At 71.5% G+C, this 15,944-nt stretch carries 14 protein-coding genes; 3 read left to right on the forward strand and 11 right to left on the reverse strand.

Annotation, left to right across the window (positions count from 1 at the left end):
- Positions 1-96 precede the first annotated feature (96 nt).
- The 4 genes from ACIQZN_RS01870 to ACIQZN_RS01885 all read right to left on the reverse strand — a co-directional run bounded on the left by ACIQZN_RS01870 (position 97) and on the right by ACIQZN_RS01885 (position 5,008).
- Positions 97-1,713 carry a PucR family transcriptional regulator gene (locus ACIQZN_RS01870; protein WP_403986911.1) on the reverse strand — a complete coding sequence of 539 codons (1,617 nt, stop codon included), beginning with the start codon at positions 1,711-1,713 and terminating at the stop codon, positions 97-99.
- 42 nt (positions 1,714-1,755) lie between these two features.
- On the reverse strand, positions 1,756-2,496 hold the full coding sequence (locus ACIQZN_RS01875; RefSeq protein ID WP_403986914.1) for an MgtC/SapB family protein: 741 nt from the start codon (positions 2,494-2,496) through the stop codon (positions 1,756-1,758).
- A gap of 163 nt (positions 2,497-2,659) precedes the next feature.
- A complete protein-coding gene (locus ACIQZN_RS01880) occupies positions 2,660-3,766 on the reverse strand; it encodes a lytic polysaccharide monooxygenase (protein ID WP_403986917.1) in 1,107 nt (368 codons plus the stop codon).
- Between the two features lie 219 nt (positions 3,767-3,985).
- Positions 3,986-5,008 carry a LacI family DNA-binding transcriptional regulator gene (locus ACIQZN_RS01885; RefSeq protein ID WP_403986921.1) on the reverse strand — a complete coding sequence of 341 codons (1,023 nt, stop codon included), beginning with the start codon at positions 5,006-5,008 and terminating at the stop codon, positions 3,986-3,988.
- Between the two features lie 242 nt (positions 5,009-5,250).
- Here ACIQZN_RS01885 and ACIQZN_RS01890 point away from each other — a divergent pair, with 242 nt between their 5' ends.
- Together ACIQZN_RS01890 and ACIQZN_RS01895 are read left to right on the forward strand one after the other, a co-directional pair.
- Positions 5,251-6,639 (forward strand): cellulase family glycosylhydrolase, encoded by a 1,389-nt coding sequence (locus ACIQZN_RS01890; protein WP_403986924.1) that lies wholly within the window; start codon positions 5,251-5,253, stop codon positions 6,637-6,639.
- A 278-nt stretch (positions 6,640-6,917) separates the two neighbouring features.
- Positions 6,918-7,502 carry a TetR/AcrR family transcriptional regulator gene (locus ACIQZN_RS01895; RefSeq protein ID WP_403986927.1) on the forward strand — a complete coding sequence of 195 codons (585 nt, stop codon included), beginning with the start codon at positions 6,918-6,920 and terminating at the stop codon, positions 7,500-7,502.
- A 43-nt stretch (positions 7,503-7,545) separates the two neighbouring features.
- On the opposite strand, the gene ACIQZN_RS01900 is transcribed toward ACIQZN_RS01895, so the two are convergent.
- The 6 genes from ACIQZN_RS01900 to ACIQZN_RS01925 all read right to left on the reverse strand — a co-directional run bounded on the left by ACIQZN_RS01900 (position 7,546) and on the right by ACIQZN_RS01925 (position 13,328).
- Entirely contained in the window at positions 7,546-7,728 is a 183-nt protein-coding gene (locus ACIQZN_RS01900) for a hypothetical protein (protein WP_403986930.1), read from the reverse strand.
- Between the two features lie 47 nt (positions 7,729-7,775).
- A complete protein-coding gene (locus ACIQZN_RS01905; protein ID WP_403986933.1) occupies positions 7,776-8,552 on the reverse strand; it encodes a MerR family transcriptional regulator in 777 nt (258 codons plus the stop codon).
- A gap of 161 nt (positions 8,553-8,713) precedes the next feature.
- Positions 8,714-10,072 (reverse strand): GH1 family beta-glucosidase, encoded by a 1,359-nt coding sequence (locus ACIQZN_RS01910; protein ID WP_403986936.1) that lies wholly within the window; start codon positions 10,070-10,072, stop codon positions 8,714-8,716.
- Between the two features lie 20 nt (positions 10,073-10,092).
- A complete protein-coding gene (locus ACIQZN_RS01915; protein ID WP_403986939.1) occupies positions 10,093-11,001 on the reverse strand; it encodes a carbohydrate ABC transporter permease in 909 nt (302 codons plus the stop codon).
- Positions 10,994-12,004 (reverse strand): carbohydrate ABC transporter permease, encoded by a 1,011-nt coding sequence (locus ACIQZN_RS01920; RefSeq protein ID WP_403986943.1) that lies wholly within the window; start codon positions 12,002-12,004, stop codon positions 10,994-10,996. Before ACIQZN_RS01920 ends, ACIQZN_RS01915 begins: the two co-directional genes overlap by 8 nt.
- 10 nt (positions 12,005-12,014) lie before the next feature.
- Positions 12,015-13,328, reverse strand: coding sequence for an ABC transporter substrate-binding protein (locus ACIQZN_RS01925; RefSeq protein ID WP_403986946.1), 1,314 nt, complete (start codon positions 13,326-13,328; stop codon positions 12,015-12,017).
- Positions 13,329-13,473: 145 nt separating this feature from the next.
- Here ACIQZN_RS01925 and ACIQZN_RS01930 point away from each other — a divergent pair, with 145 nt between their 5' ends.
- Entirely contained in the window at positions 13,474-14,820 is a 1,347-nt protein-coding gene (locus ACIQZN_RS01930) for an ROK family protein (RefSeq protein WP_403986949.1), read from the forward strand.
- A gap of 26 nt (positions 14,821-14,846) precedes the next feature.
- Here the strand turns inward: ACIQZN_RS01930 and ACIQZN_RS01935 are convergent, their stop codons facing one another.
- Positions 14,847-15,944, reverse strand: a complete 1,098-nt coding sequence (locus ACIQZN_RS01935) for a LacI family DNA-binding transcriptional regulator (protein WP_403986952.1) — start codon at positions 15,942-15,944, stop codon at positions 14,847-14,849.

Consider the following 15,944-nt stretch of genomic DNA (forward strand, 5'->3'; position numbering starts at 1 on the left):
GTCTCTGTCCGGGCGGCCAAGAACGGTGCGCTTCCTTGTCCGGTCGGCCAACAGCGAAGGCGGTGAGCAGCCGCAGCCGTACGAACAGACCGCAACCTACCCGCTGAGCCGCACGGCGAGCGTGACCAGCAGCCGGGTGTCGGGGTCCTCCAGGTCCACCCCGAACCGCTCCCGGGCGCGCCGCAGCCGGTAGCGCAGCGTGTTCGGGTGGACGACCAGGTGCTCAGCGGCCCGCGCCACGTCGCCCGAAGCGTTGAGGTAGGCCGCCAGCGACCGGACCAGTTCGCCGCCCGCCGCCAGATCCGCCCGTACGAGGTCGTGCACCGGCCCCCGCCCCGCCTCCCAGACCGGCCGGGCGGCGTCCAGGATCCGGGCGACGTCCAGCGAGGGGCCCACGCCCGCCGCGTCCGCCGACCGCTGGGCGCCCCCTGCCACCGCCCGCTCGCGCAGCACCCGTACGACGAGCAGGGCCTCGTCACACGACTCCCGCACCCCGGCCGCCCCGGCGGCCACCGGCCCGGCCCCCGCCAGCACCCCGGCGTCCTGCGCCTGGCCCGCCAGCTCCCGGGCCAGCGCCGCCGCGCCGCGATCCGGCCCGGCGTCCACGGGCAGCAGCACCAGCAGCCGGTCGCCGTCGCGCAGCACGCGTACGGACGGGCGGTACGTCGCTGCCTGGAGCGCCGCCACATCGAGCGCGCGGTCGCCCGGGGCGGGCACGGCGGCGAGGGGTTCGGCGACCACGACCGCGCAGGCGGCGTCGGGGGAGAGGCCGAGCGACCAGGCATGCGTACGGGCGTCCCCGTCCCCGTACAGCAGTCCGCGCAGGGCGAGTTCACTGCGGCGGGCGGCGCCGCTCTCGCGCAGCCGGTGCCGGACGAGCAGGGGAGCGGCGACCTCGGCGGCCCGGCGCAGAGCGTCCGGCGCGTCCGGGCGCAGGGGGCGTCCGTCGCCGGCCACCCAGATCGAGCCCAGGACCTCGGGGCCGCTGCGGACGGCGATGATCAGGCGCTCGGGTCCTTCGGCGTCGGCCGCGCGGTGGATCACGTCCCGGGACGTCCACAGCGTCCGGAGTATCCCGCTCCGCCGCAGCTCCGCGACCCGCCACTCCGGGACCCGGCCGCCCAGGATGGTGGACCGGCGCAGCACATCGGCGTCGGGGCCGGTGGCGGAGTGGGCCAGGACCCGCAGGCGGGTGTCCTCGATGGTGATCGACCCGCCGGTGTACTCGGCGACCGCCGCCGCGAGCGCGCTCAGGCTCTCCGGGCCCCCGGGCCCCATCCGCCCGGCGGCCCCGCCGTCCGCGCCCGCCCGCGCGCAGGCCAGCGCGGAACGCAGTAGCGCGGCGGCGTCCGTCCAGTCGGCCCACTCCGCGCGGGTGAGCAGGGCCACGCCCGCCTCCTCGGCGGCGGCGAGCACCTGCGGCGCGGCGGCGACCCCCTCCACGGCGCGCAGCACCACACCGGAGGCGCCCCGGCGCGCGGCTTCGCGGACCGGGGCGGCGGCTTCGGGGGACGAGGCGGGCGCGCCGGTGACCAGGACCAGGCAGCCGTCCAGCGACCGGGCCGGGCCCTCGTCGCCCACGGCCACCCCGCGCACCCCGACGTCACGGCCGGCGGGCGCGAGCAGCAGCCGCAGGCTTCCCCCGTCGTCGAAGGCGAGGACCTCGCGCAGCGCGACGGAGGGCTCCGGCGGGAGGGCGGCACGGCTCGTCATGGCAGCCGAGCATACGAGCACCCCGGTGCGCGGGACCGGGGCTCACTCGTCGTTGAGGTCGCTCCGGCTGCACGCCAGCACCCCGGCGGTGCCCGCGAGCCGCGCCGTCAGCGCGTCGGGGTCGCCCCGCCCCTGCACGCTCAGCGCGATCTCCACGGTCCCCTCGGCGTCCTGCTGCGGGCGCCGCCGCCGGTATCTGCCCGAGCCGGAGAGCGTGGTCAGCTCGGACACGGCGAACCCGGTCTCCGTACAGTGGTTGACCAGCTCGCGCAGCGCCCCGACGCCCTCGGTGTACGTGATGCGGTAGCCGATCGACGCGTTGCGCAGGGTGGGGAGCCGGTGGGCGAGGGGGCGTACCCCGTACGACACCAGGAAGTAGGCGAGCGTGGCCAACGTCGCGAGCACGGGCAGCCCGGCACCGGCCGCGCAGCCCACGGCGGCGGTGAGCCAGATGGAGGCAGCGGTGGTGAGGCCCCGCACCGAGCCCCGGTGGACGAAGATGACCCCGCCGCCGATGAAGCCGAGCCCGGAGACGATCTGGGCCGCGACGCGCGAGGGGTCCAGCTCCACCTGGCCGGTCACCACGACGTCGGAGAAGCCGAACTTGCTCACCAGCGTGAAGAGCGCGGCCCCGAGCCCGACGATCGTGTAGGTGCGCAGGCCGGCCGCCTTCTGGCGGATCTCACGCTCGATCCCGATCGCGCACGACAGGACGAACGCGATGCCGAACTGCGCCGCGTGCGTCCAGTTCTGACCGAACGGTTCGTTGATGTCGAGTGCCACGCAGCCTCCTCGCCCGTCCGGCGGAACATGATCGGACAGAGTCCACCGTACCCGGCCAATCGGGGCCCGGTGGCAAGCGGCGGGGCGGGCGCGGGCGGAGACCGCGACACGGAAGCGGCGGCTCCCGTGTCGCCGGGGAACCGCCGCCGTCCGCGCCAGGGGGTTACGGGCTGACGCAGCCGATCGAGCCGACGGGGAAGTCATTGCCCGTCGAGGTCGCCGTGAAGCCGAAGGTGACGCTGCCGTCCGCCGGGATCGACCGGTTGTAGTCGGCGTTCTTCACCGTCAGCGTGCCGTCCGACGCGCTGCTCAGCACCCCGCTCCACACGCTGCTGACCTTGGTGCCGGTACCGGGCTTCCACTGCACGGCCCAGCCGTCGAGCGCCGTCGTGTTGTGGTTCATGACCTCGACGGAGCCCTGGAAGCCGCCGCTCCAGGAGTTGGTCACCTCGTAGACGGCCATGCAGCCGGTGTGCGGGTCGGTGGGGTCCGTCGGGTCGGGCGTCGGGTCCGTCGGGTCCGGGGTGGGGTCCGGGTCGGGGGTGCTGCCCGAGCCGCGGATGCCGGTGACCTCGCCGTGTCCGCCGTCGAAGACGATGTCGGAGCAGGAGAAGAAGTTCTCCTGGCTGTCCGAGCGCACCCACTGGATGAACATCACCGCGTCACCCGAACGGCCCGAGGGCAGCGTCAGGTCCCAGTAGTAGTGACCGCCGTCGGTGCCCGGCGAGCCCACCTGGGGCGGGTTGGTCACGGTCTGGATCAGATCGAGGTCGTCCCAGCCCAGCTCGGTCGTGGGGGAGTACCCGGGCTTGGACATGTACACCCTGAACTCACCGGGGTGCGCCGCCCAGTTGCTGTGGTCCACCTCGATCTTGGCGCCCGCGGTGAGGTGCGTACGGGGCCAGTCGCCGCGCGGCGCGTTGTAGCCGGTGAAGTTGTACGGGGAGCGGTCGCCGGCGCTGCACAGCGTGCCGTCCGGGACGTAACCCTGGCCCCGGCCGCCCGCGTTGGAGTCGAGCACGGCGAACCAGTTGTAGAGGGAGCTCGCGCCGCTCTCCGCGAGCGCGGCCTTGCACGCGGGGTTGGTCGGGTCCAGGGCGCCGGTGCTCGTCTTGGCGTCCAGCCAGCAGAGGTAGGTGCGCGAGCCCGGCGACATGGTGACACCGTGGGCCTGCGCGCTGCCTTGGCCCAGCAGGGTGAAGGCGATACCGCCGAGCAGGGTCGCCAGTACCGCCGCCAGGGAGGCGAGTTGTGTTCTGCGTCGTGCCATGGTGTCTCCTTCTGCGTGCGGGGCTGTGGGGAGATGCGGGGGGCGGGCAGGCCGCGGAGGGGGTGCGGGGATACGTACAGGTGGGAGCGCTCCCATGAGTTCGTTGGTAGGGGACTGTAGGGCAGCGGTCGTGTCCCTGACAACCCTGCGGACGGCATCGGCCGAAACGGGCCGCGGCTCGGGTGCGCTCCTGCCCATGTCCCTCAACTGTGGTGTGGATCAACCTGATTGACGCACCATCAGACGCGTACGCAGGATCACGTGATGCCAGGCGACCTTCGGCCGGCTCATCTCCTCCAGGAGCAGCCGCACCATCGCCCGGCCGATCTCCTCCATCGGCTGCCGGACCGTGGTCAGCGGCGGGTCGGTCTGCTCGGCGAGCTCGAAATCGTCGAAGCCGACCACCGCCACGTCCTCGGGCACCCGCCGCCCCGCCGCGCGCAGCGCGGCCAGCGCCCCGGCCGCCATGCTGTCCGACGCGGCGAACACCGCGTCCACCTCCGGGTGCCGCTCGATCAGCCGGGCCATCGCGCGCCGCCCGCTGGCCTCGGTGAAGTCGCCCTGCGCCACCAGGGACGGCGGCTCGGCGCAGCCCGCCTCGCGCAGGGCCTCCCGGTAGCCGCGCAGCCGGCACTGGGCGACGTACATCTCGGTCGGACCGGCGATCGCGGCGATGGTCCTGCGCCCGCCGCGCACCAGGTGGCCGACCGCGTCCCGAGCGCCGCCAACGTTGTCGGCGTCGACATAGGTGACCCGCTCGTCGCCCGAGCGCCGGCCGAGCAGGACCGTGGGCACCCCGGCGTCCGCGAGCATGTCCGGCAGCCGGTCCTCGGCACTGACCGACATCAGCAGCACCCCGTCGACCCGGCCGCCGCGTACGTACTCAAGGAGTCGCTGCCGCTCGCTGTCCGTGCGGACGAGGGTGAGCAGCAGTTGCACGCCGCGCTCGTCCAGGGCGTCCCCGACCGCGCGCACGATCTCCGAGAAGAACGGCTCCCCGAACAGCCGCCAGTCCGTCTTCGTCATCACCAGGGCGACGGCGCCCGCGCGTTGTCCGGCCAGGGAGCGGGCGGCCAGGTTGGGCACGTAACCCAGCTCGTCGATGGCCCGCTGCACGGCGCGGCGGGTGGACTCCCGGACGCCCGCGGCGTTGTTGATCACTCGGGAGACCGTGCCCCGGCCCACCCCGGCGAGCGCCGCCACCTCTTCCAGCGTCGGCGTGCCGGAACCCCTGTTCAGCATGGACCACCCCCAAGAGCCACCGATCCTACGGCCCGGAGGGTGGGCGGCCGAAGGAGTCGGACCAATTGACGGCCTGATCGCGCCGCCTGGATGGGAGCGCTCCCAAGTTTATTTGTGCATGACAGCGTCGGATGACTATGCGCGGGCCCTCGCGCCGTGTACGGTCTCGGGCCGATGGGTTCTGGGAGCGCTCCCATCCAGTTGTTCCTCAGTTGGTCCCCCTTCGAACGAGGAGAAATGCTGTGAAACGCTTCTTGGCTCTGCTGGCGTCCGGCGCCACGGTCCTGGGCCTGACGGTCCTGGCCAGCCCCCCGGCGGCGGCCGCCACCGGATGCAAGGTGGAGTACACGGTCACCAGCCAGTGGGAGGGCGGCTTCCAGGGCGGGGTGAAGGTCACCAACCTGGGTGACGCCGTGAACGGCTGGCAGCTCAAGTTCACCCTGCCGGGCTCCGGGCAGAAGGTCGTCCAGGGCTGGAACGCCACCTGGTCGCAGTCCGGCTCCACGGTCACCGCGGCCGGCATCGACTGGAACAAGAACCTGGCCACCGGCGGCACGGCGGACCTGGGCTTCGTCGGCGGCTTCTCGGGCGCCAACCCGGCGCCCACCGGCTTCACCCTCAACGGCGTCGCCTGCACGGGGACCGTCGGCGGCGGGGGCGATGACGACGGCCCGCCGCCGGCCACGGGTGACGGCACCCCGGTGGGGACCAACGGCCAGCTCCACGTGTGCGGCACGAACCTGTGCAACCAGTACAACCGCCCGATCCAGCTGCGCGGCATGAGCACGCACGGCCTCCAGTGGTTCAGCCAGTGCTACAACAACGCGTCCCTGGACGCGCTGGCGAACGACTGGAAGGCGGACCTGCTGCGCACCGCGATGTATGTGCAGGAGGACGGTTACGAGACCGACCCGGCGGGCTTCACCAGCAAGGTCAACAGCCTGGTCGACATGGCCGAGGCCCGTGGCATGTACGCCCTGATCGACTTCCACACCCTCACGCCGGGCGACCCGAACTACAACCTGGAGCGCGCCAAGACCTTCTTCGCGTCCGTCGCCGCGCGTAACGCCTCGAAGAAGAACGTCATCTACGAGATCGCCAACGAGCCCAACGGCGTGAGCTGGGCCGGCATCAAGAACTACGCCGAGCAGGTCATCCCGGTCATCCGGGCGGCCGACCCGGACGCGGTCGTCATCGTCGGTACGCGTGGCTGGTCGTCCCTCGGCGTCTCGGACGGCTCGAACGAGAGCGAGGTCGTCAACAGCCCCGTCAACGCCACCAACATCATGTACACGTTCCACTTCTACGCCGCCAGCCACAAGGACAACTACCGCGCGACGGTGAGCCGCGCCGCCTCGCAACTCCCTCTCTTCGTGACGGAGTTCGGTACGGTCAGCGCCACCGGCGGCGGCGCGCTGGACCGGGCGAGCACCACCGCCTGGCTGGACCTGCTCGACCAGCTGAAGATCAGCTACGCGAACTGGACCTACTCGGACGCCAATGAGAGCAGTGCCGCCTTCAAGCCCGGCACCTGCGACGGCGGCGACTACAGCAGCAGCGGTGTGCTCACCGAGTCGGGCGCGCTGCTCAAGTCCCGGATCAGCACCCCGGACAACTTCCCCACCAGCTGATCCGTGAGCGTGCGGGGCCCCGGCGGCGGCCGGGGCCCCGCATCCGTGTGTCCATTGGCTGAACCTTGACACCTTGTCGACAGCGGCGAGACACTGGGATCGCCCTGGGAGAGCGCTCTCCCAGGTGATTGCGGCCACCGTGTCGACCCACTCCCCGCTGTCGGCGCGGTACGGAAGCCCGCGGTGGTCACGGCCATCCGTGACCACCGCGGGCTTCTGTGTATATTCGGCGGAGCGTAAAGCTAAGGGGTCTAGGAAACACGTCGGCAGGGGTGCGAATGGTGCGCGCGGGGCTCACGACGGAGCGCGTCGTGGCGGCTGCGGCCGATCTGGCGGACTCGGCCGGCTTCGACAAGGTCACCATCTCCGCACTGGCCCGGGGCTTCGGCGTCAAGGACGCGAGCCTCTACTCCCACGTCAGGAACCTGGGCGACCTGCGGACCCGCGTCGCACTCCTGGCCGCCGAGGAGTTCATCGACCGCATCGAGGCGGCGGTGGCCGGCCGGGCCGGAAAGGACGCGCTGATCGCGTTCGCCGACGCGTACCGCACCTTCGCGCTGGAACACCCCGGCCGGTACGCGGCCACCCGCTACCACGTCGACCCGGCGATCGTCGCCGAGGCCCCCGCGTACCACCGCACCCTCCGCACCACGTCCGCGATGCTCCGCGCCTACGGCCTGACCGACCCGGACCTCACGGACGCGGTACGCCTGCTGCGCAGCACGTTCCACGGCTTCACGGACCTGGAGGCCGAGGGCGGCTTCGAGGCGGCGCGGCCCGTACAGACGTCGTGGGCACGGGCGGTGGAGGGGCTGCACTTCCTGCTGTCGAACTGGGCGTCGGCGACCGACGCGAAGGCGTGACCCACGGATGACGAGTCCGCGACTCGCCGGCCAGGACGCCCTCTCAAGGCATCCGGTTCACGCGGACGAAGGTGGCGGCGGCGTGGACCACGAGCACCACCGGCAGGGCCAGGAGAACGGCCCACGGCAGGGCGCTGACCGCAGCCAGGACGCAGAGGACGGGAAGGGCGAGCAGGGTCGGGACCGCTGAGGCCAGAGCGATGCGGATACGGGTTCGCAGGTTCATCAGCGAGCTCCTTGGGGCGGATGCGGGTCAACCACGGCGGGAAAGCGTCAGTCGGAGCTCCGGCGAGCGCGGTCCAGGTACGCGGCCAGCTCCCGCCACTCCCCGGCGGGAGCATCGGGCTCCCCCGACATGGCTGCCGGGTCGTCGTGCCAGGCGGCTCTCACGCCGGCGGAGATGCCGGCATCTCCGCCGGTGAACAGCGCGCCCAGCTCATCCATCCGGGCCACGAGCCGGCGGACCCGTCGGTCGGTGGCGGGAGTTCCGGCCGCACGGAGCCGGTCCGCCCGGCGGTACAGCTCGGGCCACTCGACTTCGAGCAGGTAATGCCGCGTGGGCCCCAGCGCCTCGGCACCGGTCCGCAGAACCCGCAGCTGCTCGGGGTCCAGGTGGCGGTCGAGGGCGTGCCCGCGCTCCGGGCCGGTGCGGCCGATCGCCCGCAGCGCGTCGAGCAGGGCCGTGGCCGGCGGAGCCTGCCCGGCCGACAGCTCCTCGTCCAGCCGCACGAGCCGGTCGCGCAGGACGCCGAGCGCCTCGATGGACGCCTCGACACCGGCCAGGTGATCGCGGACCAGCCGCGTCGGATCGACACCCGCGTCGAGGCAGACGGCGATGGTGTCCAGCGCCAGCCCCAGACTCCGGAGCGCCAGCACCTGATACAGACGCGCGAGGTCGGCCCCGGTGTATTCCCTGTGCCCTCCCGCGGTGCGCTGCGAGGGGCTGAGCAGGCCGATGGCGTCCCAGTGGTGCAGCGTGCGCACGGTCAGCCCGCTGGCCTCCGCGAGGCGGCCCACCCGCCAGGACTCACCCGTCGATTCGCTCGTCATGGTTCCACGATGCATCCTCACCCCACGTGAGGTTCAAGTCGGAGACTTCGTGGATTCGGGGCGGGCCCTCCGGCCGCGTCAGTGAGCCTCCCGCAGCCCGAAGCCCCCGGCGGCGACGGTGATCCGTCGCGGCCGGGGGCTGACTGGGTGCGCGGCCGGGGTCAGGCGGCCTTGCGGGAGCGGGGGGTCGTCGCTTCGCGGATCAGTTCCGCGTAGCGGCGGCCGCTGGTTTTGATCGTGCGGCGTTGCGTCGCGTAGTCGACGTGGACCAGGCCGAACCGCTTGTCGTAGCCGTACGCCCACTCGAAGTTGTCCAGGAGCGACCAGGCGAAGTAGCCGGCCAGCGGGGCGCCCTTGCGGACGGCGCGGGCGCAGGCCGCGAGGTGTTCCTCCAGGTACTGCGTCCGCTCGGGGTCGTGCACGGACCCGTCGGGGAGGACGACGTCCTGGTAGGCCGAGCCGTTCTCCGTGACGTAGATGCGCTCGACGCCGTACTCCTCCGTCAGGCGCAGGAGCAGCTGCTCCAGGCCCTTGGCGTGCACCTCCCAGTCCATGTGGGTGTGGCGGGAGCCGGGCAGGTAGACCTGCTTGGCGTGCGGGACCGGGCCGGACGGGTCGGCCGTGACCACCTGGCGGAAGTAGTAGTTGACGCCCAGCCAGTCCAGCGGCGCGGAGATGAGCCCCATGTCGCCTTCCTGGACGGGGAGTTCCACTCCGTACAGGTCGACCATGTCCTGCGGGTAGCCGCGCCCGAGGATCGGGTCGAGCCACCAGCGGTTGACGTGGCCGTCACCGCGCACCGCCGCCGCCCGGTCCGCCTCGCGGTCGGTGGCCGCCTCCACGGGGCTGAGGTTGTTGACGATGCCGACCCGGGCGTCGGGGGAGATGCTCCGGATCGCCTGCACCGCCAGGCCATGGCCCAGGTGCAGGTGGTAGGAGGCCCGGACGGCGGCGGTCAGGTCGGTGAGACCCGGTGCCATCGACCCCTCCAGGTGGCCGATCCACGCGGAGCACAGCGGCTCGTTGAGGGTCGCCCAGTCCTTGACGCGGTCCCCGAGGCGCTCCACGACGACCGAGGTGTACGCGGCGAAGTGCTCCGCTGTCTCCCGTACGGTCCAGCCGCCCCGGTCCTGGAGGGCCTGCGGCAGGTCCCAGTGGTAGAGCGTGGCGAACGGGGTGATCCCGGCCTCCAGGAGCCCGTCCACCAGCCGGTCGTAGAAGTCGAGGCCGGCCGCGTTGACCGGTCCGTCGCCGCCGGGCACGATGCGCGGCCAGGCGAGCGAGAAGCGGTACGCGTTCGCGCCCACCTCCTTGATCAGGCCGATGTCCTCCGGGACCCGGTGGTAGTGGTCGCAGGCCACGTCACCGGTGTCGCCGCCGGCCACCTTGCCCGGGGTGTGCGAGAAGGTGTCCCAGATGGAGGGGGCGCGGCCGTCCTCGGCCACCGCTCCCTCGATCTGGTACGCGGCGGTGGCGACACCCCAGGTGAAGCCGGCCGGCAGGGCGCTGAGGTCGTTCACGGACTTCCTTTCCGGGGCGGTCACTTGACGGCTCCCGCGGTCAGGCCGGCCACCAGGTAGCGCTGGAGGAGCAGGAAGCCGGCGACGATCGGCACGCTGACGACGAGCGAGGCGGCCATGACCTGGTTCCAGTACACGTCGTTCTGGGTGGCGTAGCCCTGGAGGCCCACGGCCAGGGTGCGGGTGGTGTCGTTGGTCATGACGGAGGCGAAGAGGACCTCGCCCCAGGCCGTCATGAACGCGTACACGGCGACGGCCACGATGCCCGGCACGGCGGCCGGCACCACGACCCGGAACAGCGCCCGGATCGGCCCGCAGCCGTCGACGAGCGCGGCCTCGTCCAGATCCCGGGGGATCGAGTCGAAGTAGCCGATGAGCATCCAGATGGAGAACGGCAGCGAGAACGTCAGATACGTGAGGATCAGACCGCCGCGCGAGCCGTACAGGGCGACGCCCGTGCTGTTGCCGATGTTCACGAAGATCAGGAACAGCGGAAGCAGGAAGAGGATGCCCGGGAACATCTGGGTGGAGAGCACCGTCACGGTGAAGACCCGCTTGCCGCGGAACTTGTAGCGGCTCACCGCGTACGCCGAGAACACCGCGATGATCACCGAGAGGACCGTCGCCGCGCCCGCCACGATCAGCGAGTTGACGAAGTACCGGGCGAGCGGGACGGTGTCCCAGATGTCGAAGTAGGGCTTCACGGTCAGCCCCGACGGGATCCAGTGGAACTTCCCCGACACGTCCTGGAGCGGCTTCAGCGAGCTGCTGATCATCACGTAGACGGGCAGCAGGACGAAGCCGGTCAGGAAGGTCAGGATGGCCCGGCGGATCCAGAGGAAGGACTGCGGCGCGGCCATCGGGGAACGGTGGCGCGAGCGCCCCGTCGTCTTGGCCGGCAGCACGGACGGCTGGGCAGGGCTAGGCATCGGCACCCTTCCTTCCGCGTGAGGTGATGAGCAGGTAGACGGCCGTCACGACCAGCAGGAACAGCAGCAGCAGCACGGACATCGCGGAGCCGGTGCCGAAGTTCCAGGTGACGAACGAGGACTGGTAGATGTGGATCGAGATCAGGTCCGCGTTCTCCGGGGCGGCCTTCCCGAACAGCACGTACGGGGTGTTGAAGTCGTTGAACGTCCACAGGAAGAGGACGAGCACCAGGACCTGGTTGACCGGGCGCAGCGAGGGCAGCGTGATCTTGCGGATCTGCTGCCAGATCCCGGCGCCGTCGATCGAGGCGGCCTCGTACAGCTCGCGCGGGATGTTCTGGAGCCCGGCCATCACGATCAGGAAGGCGAAGGGCCAGCCCTTCCAGACCGAGACGACGATCAGCGCGTAGATGCTGTTGTCGCCGATCAGCCAGAACGACGGCTCGTCGGTGATCCCGAGCTGGTCGTGGAGCACGTGGTTGACCAGGCCGTTGTCGCGCTGGAACATGAAGGCCCAGGTGATCACGGCCGCGTAGACCGGCAGGGCGTACGGGACGAGGAAGATCGCCCGCAGGAAGCCCCTGCCGCGGAAGTTCTCCTGCAGCATGATCGCCGCCGCGACCCCGAACAGCCACGCCAGGCCGACGGCGAAGAACGTGAAGACGCAGGTGACGAAGAACGAGTGGAGCAGTGCCTCGCCGATCGGGGCGTTGACGTCGACGGCGATCTTGTAGTTGTCGAAGCCACTCCAGGGCGCCCCGCCCCAGTTGTTGATGTAGAACTGCGTGAACTGGCGGAAGCTCATCACGATTCCGATGATCATCGGAATCACATGGACGAGGAGTTCGAGCAGGACGGCCGGCAGGAGCAGGAGATAGGGCAGTCCGCCCTGGCGGACCCGGTCGGGGATGCGCGGCAATCTCCTGCGCGCACCCCCGCTGCCCCGGCTCGTCACCCTGTCCGACTTTTCCGTCAGGCTGTCGGTGGTCACGGTGGCGGTCATGAAGGGAGCCTTACTGCTGCATCGTCTGCTGGGCCTTTTCCAGGCGCGCCTTGACGGATTCGGTGGTCACGGGGCGGCCGGCCGCTGCGTCGGCCCACAGCTCCTTGACCGCGGTGCCGACGGCGGTCTCGAACTGCGACTCGTTGGGAACCTGCGGCAGCGGGGCCGCGCTCTTGGCCAGCGTGTCGCGCAGGACCGCGAGGTCGGGCGCCGAGAACGCCTCGTCCGCCTGGGCGGTCTTGACCGGCGGGATCGACCCGTAGGTCTTGTTGAGCAGCTTCTGCTCGTCGTCGCTCGTCATGAACTTCACGAACTTCTTGGCGCCGTCGAGGTTCTTGGTGTTCTTGAACACCGCCATGTTGATGCCGGCGACCATGGAGTTGACGTTCTTGCCCTGGCCGGGCGTACCGGAGGCGACCGGGACGGGGGCCGCGCCCCAGTCCTCGGGCTTCATGCCCTGCGAGGCGAAGGTGGAGGCGGCGGCCTGCCACAGGACCATCGCGGTCTTGCCCTTGGCGAAGTCCGTCAGGGACTGGTTCTGGGCGTACTCCGCGTTGCCCGGAGCGATGATCTTGTCCTTGGCCATGAAGTCGATGTACTGCTTCACGGCCGCGACCGCGCCGTCCGAGGTGAAGGTCGGCTTGCCCTCGGCGTCGAAGAAGTCGGCGCCGTGCTGCTGGCCCAGGACGAACGTCTGGTGGATGTTGTTCGAGAGGTTGGAGCCCTCGGCGCCCAGCCCCCACTTGCCGTCCTTGGAGAGCTTCTTGCCGTCCGCGACCAGCTCGTCCCAGGTGGCCGGGGGCTTCTCGATGCCGGCCTCGGCGAAGCTCTTCTTGTTGTAGTAGAGGGCGTACGCGAGTGAGTACAGCGGGACCGCGGAGGGGTCCTTGCCCTCCGCGCCGGCCGAGGCGACCGCCGAGTCGACGAACCGGTCACGGCCGCCGATCGCGTCGAAGTTCTCCTTGTTCCAGGGGAGCAGCGCACCCGTCGCCTGGAGCGATGCCGACCAGGTGTTGCCGATGTTCAGCACGTCCGGGCCCTGACCGGACGTGGTGGCGGCGAGGATCCGGTTGAGCAGGTCGGCCCACGGCACGACCTCCAGCTTGACCTTGATGCCAGTCTGCTTCTCGAACTTCTTCAGCTCGGGAGTCAGGATCTTCTTGTCGGCCTCGATGCTGGCGCCCTGGTTGGAGGCCCAGTACGTGAGGGTCTTCGGCGAATCGTTGCTGCCGCCGCCCGAGGACGAACCGCCTCCGCAGCCGGTGACACCGGCGGCTATGGAGATCGCGAGGGTGACGGCTGCCGCGGCTCTGATGGTGCGCATACGGGATGGCCCCTTTCCGGGGAGGAAGGTCGTGTTCGAGAACCGAACGACCTTCAGGACTTAATTTATGACGTGATTTAAGAGGTGAGAGAAGGTCGCGTCAAGTCCCGGGGTCGCGGTATGTTTCCGCCAGGGAAGGAGCCACATGGCTGAGCGCAACAGACGGACCGTGCGTGACCTGCGACGGGGCAACCGGTCGCGGGTATTGCAACGGTTGTATTTCGACGGCCCGCTGAGCCGCCAGGAGCTCGGTCCCGCGACCGGGCTGAGTTCGGGTTCCATCAGCAACGTCGTCGCGGAGCTCTCCGCGGAGAACCTCCTGGAGGAGGCCGGGGTCGTGGACTCCGACGGCGGCCGCCCCCGCACCCTGCTGCGCGTCGCCCCCGGCGGCGGACTCCTCATCGGCATCGACATCGGTGAGACCCGGATCAGGGTGGAGCTCTTCGACCTCTCCCTGACCGAGCTCGCCCGCACCGAACGGCTGCTCGCCCAGCACGGCTACGACGTGGACCGGATAGTCGGCCATGTCCGCAGCGGCGTCGCCGACGTGCTGCGGGACGCCGGCGCCGACCCGCACCGGCTGCTCGGCATAGGGATCGGCGTCCCCGGCATCATCGAGCGCCACGCGCCGGACGGTGTCGTCGGCGATGTGGGCTCCGTCGTCCACGGCCAGACCATCGACTGGAGCGCCGTCCCCTTCGAACGGCTGCTCCGGGACGCCGTGCGGGTGCCGCCCGAGGTCCCGTTCTTCATCGACAACGGCGCCAAGACGCTCGGCCAGGCCGAGATGTGGTTCGGCGGCGGGCGGGGCGCGGGAGCCTCCGCGATCGCCCTCATCGGGTCCGGCGTCGGCGCCTGCGTCAACCACGGCGGACTCCTGGACGAGGACCGCAGCAGCCAGGCCCTGGAGTGGGGCCACAGCACCGTGCAGCTGCGCGGCAGGCGGTGCCGCTGCGGCTCGATCGGCTGCCTGGAGGCGTACGCGGGTGCCGAGGCGATGCGCGAGCGCTGGCACGAGGCGGGCGGCCCGCTGCCCGCCGACGCCGACGACGAGACCGCGCTCGCCGCGCTCCTCGGCGCCGCCTACCCGCCCCCCGGGGTCGAGCCCGACCCGGTGGCGGTCGCGCTCCTCGACGAGACCGCCGAGTGCCTGGGTGCGGCGCTGGGCGACCTGATCAACCTCTTCCTGCCCGAGCGCATCCTGCTCGGCGGCTGGGCGGGCCTCCTCATCGGCCCGCATCTGCTGCCCGACATCCGGCGGTACGCCCAGGAGTACGCGCTCAAGCACGCCGCGGCCCGGACCACCATCGAGATGGGCCGCCTCGGCCCGGACGCGGTCACGGTCGGCGCGGCGACCCTGCCCCTGGCGGACTTCCTGGCCCGGGGCGGCAGCCGCCCCTCACCGGCGACCCGTCCCGGCCCCACGGCACCGGCGGCGCTCCGGACCGCGGCGGACGCGGTACGCAGCAGGGAGCGGCCCCGGACGGGGTGAGCGGGTTTCCGGCGAACCGCAGGCCCTTACGCCGAGTCCCGCACCACCAGCGACGGCTCGAAGATCACGGACGTCGCGGCGCCCTCCGGCTTGCCCAGCCGCTCGATCAGCAGCCGGGCCATCTCGGCGGCCATCGCCTCCACCGGCTGGCGGACCGTGGTCAGCGGCGGGCGGCAGGCCAGGGCCGCGCTGCTGTCGTCGAAGCCGATCACCGCGACGTCCTCCGGGACCCGCTTGCCACGTTCCCGCAGGACATGGCAGGCGCCCGTGGCCATCAGGTCGTTGGCCGCGAACACCCCGTCCAGGTCCGGGTGCTCGGCGAGCAGCCGCTCCATCGCGGTCTCGCCGCTCTCCTGCGTGAACCGCCCCTCGGCGATCGCGATGTAGGGGTGCCCGTTCTGCGTCATCGCGTCCCGGAAGCCGGCCAGCCGCTCCTGCACCGCGGGCACGTCGAGCGGGCCGGTGATGGTCGCGATCCGGCGGCAGCCCCGGGCCAGCAGATGCTCGGCGGCCAGCCGCGCGCCGTCCTGGTGGGCGACGTCGACATAGCTGATCCGGGCCGCCCGCGCCGGGCGCGCGTACAGCACGGCGGGCAGCCCCGCGTCCGTCAGCATGCCCGGCAGCGGGTCCTCCGCGTGCGTCGAGACGACCAGCGCACCGTCCGCGCTGCCCTGGCGCAGGAACGCCACCACGTCCTCCCGCGCCCGTGACGTCTCGGCGAACATCAGGACCGGGTGCATCCCGCGCGGCCGCAGATAGTTGACGACCCCGGTCACCACCCGCCCGAAGAACGGGTCGGCGAAGACCTGCCCGGTGAACGAGGCCCCCTCGCCCCCGTCCGCCTCGTCCGCCGGCGCGTCCTCCTCCGCTTCCGTCTCCGGCTCGACGCCCGCACCGGACACCACCAGCGCGATGGCGTCCGTGCGCCGGGTCACCAGCGAGCGCGCCGCGCGGTTGGGCGTGTAGCCGGTGGAGGCGACCGCGCGGCGCACCGCCTCCTGGATCACCGGGTCGACATTCCGTACGCCGTTGATCACCCGGGAGACGGTGGCGCGGGAGACACCGGCCGCCCTCGCCACGTCCTCAAGGGTGGGTGTTCCGGCCGGTCGCAGATCATCCGTCAT

Origin of the sequence: Streptomyces sp. NPDC097595 (genome assembly GCF_044761525.1) — a bacterium.
Classification (GTDB): Bacteria; Actinomycetota; Actinomycetes; order Streptomycetales; family Streptomycetaceae; genus Streptomyces; species Streptomyces drozdowiczii_A.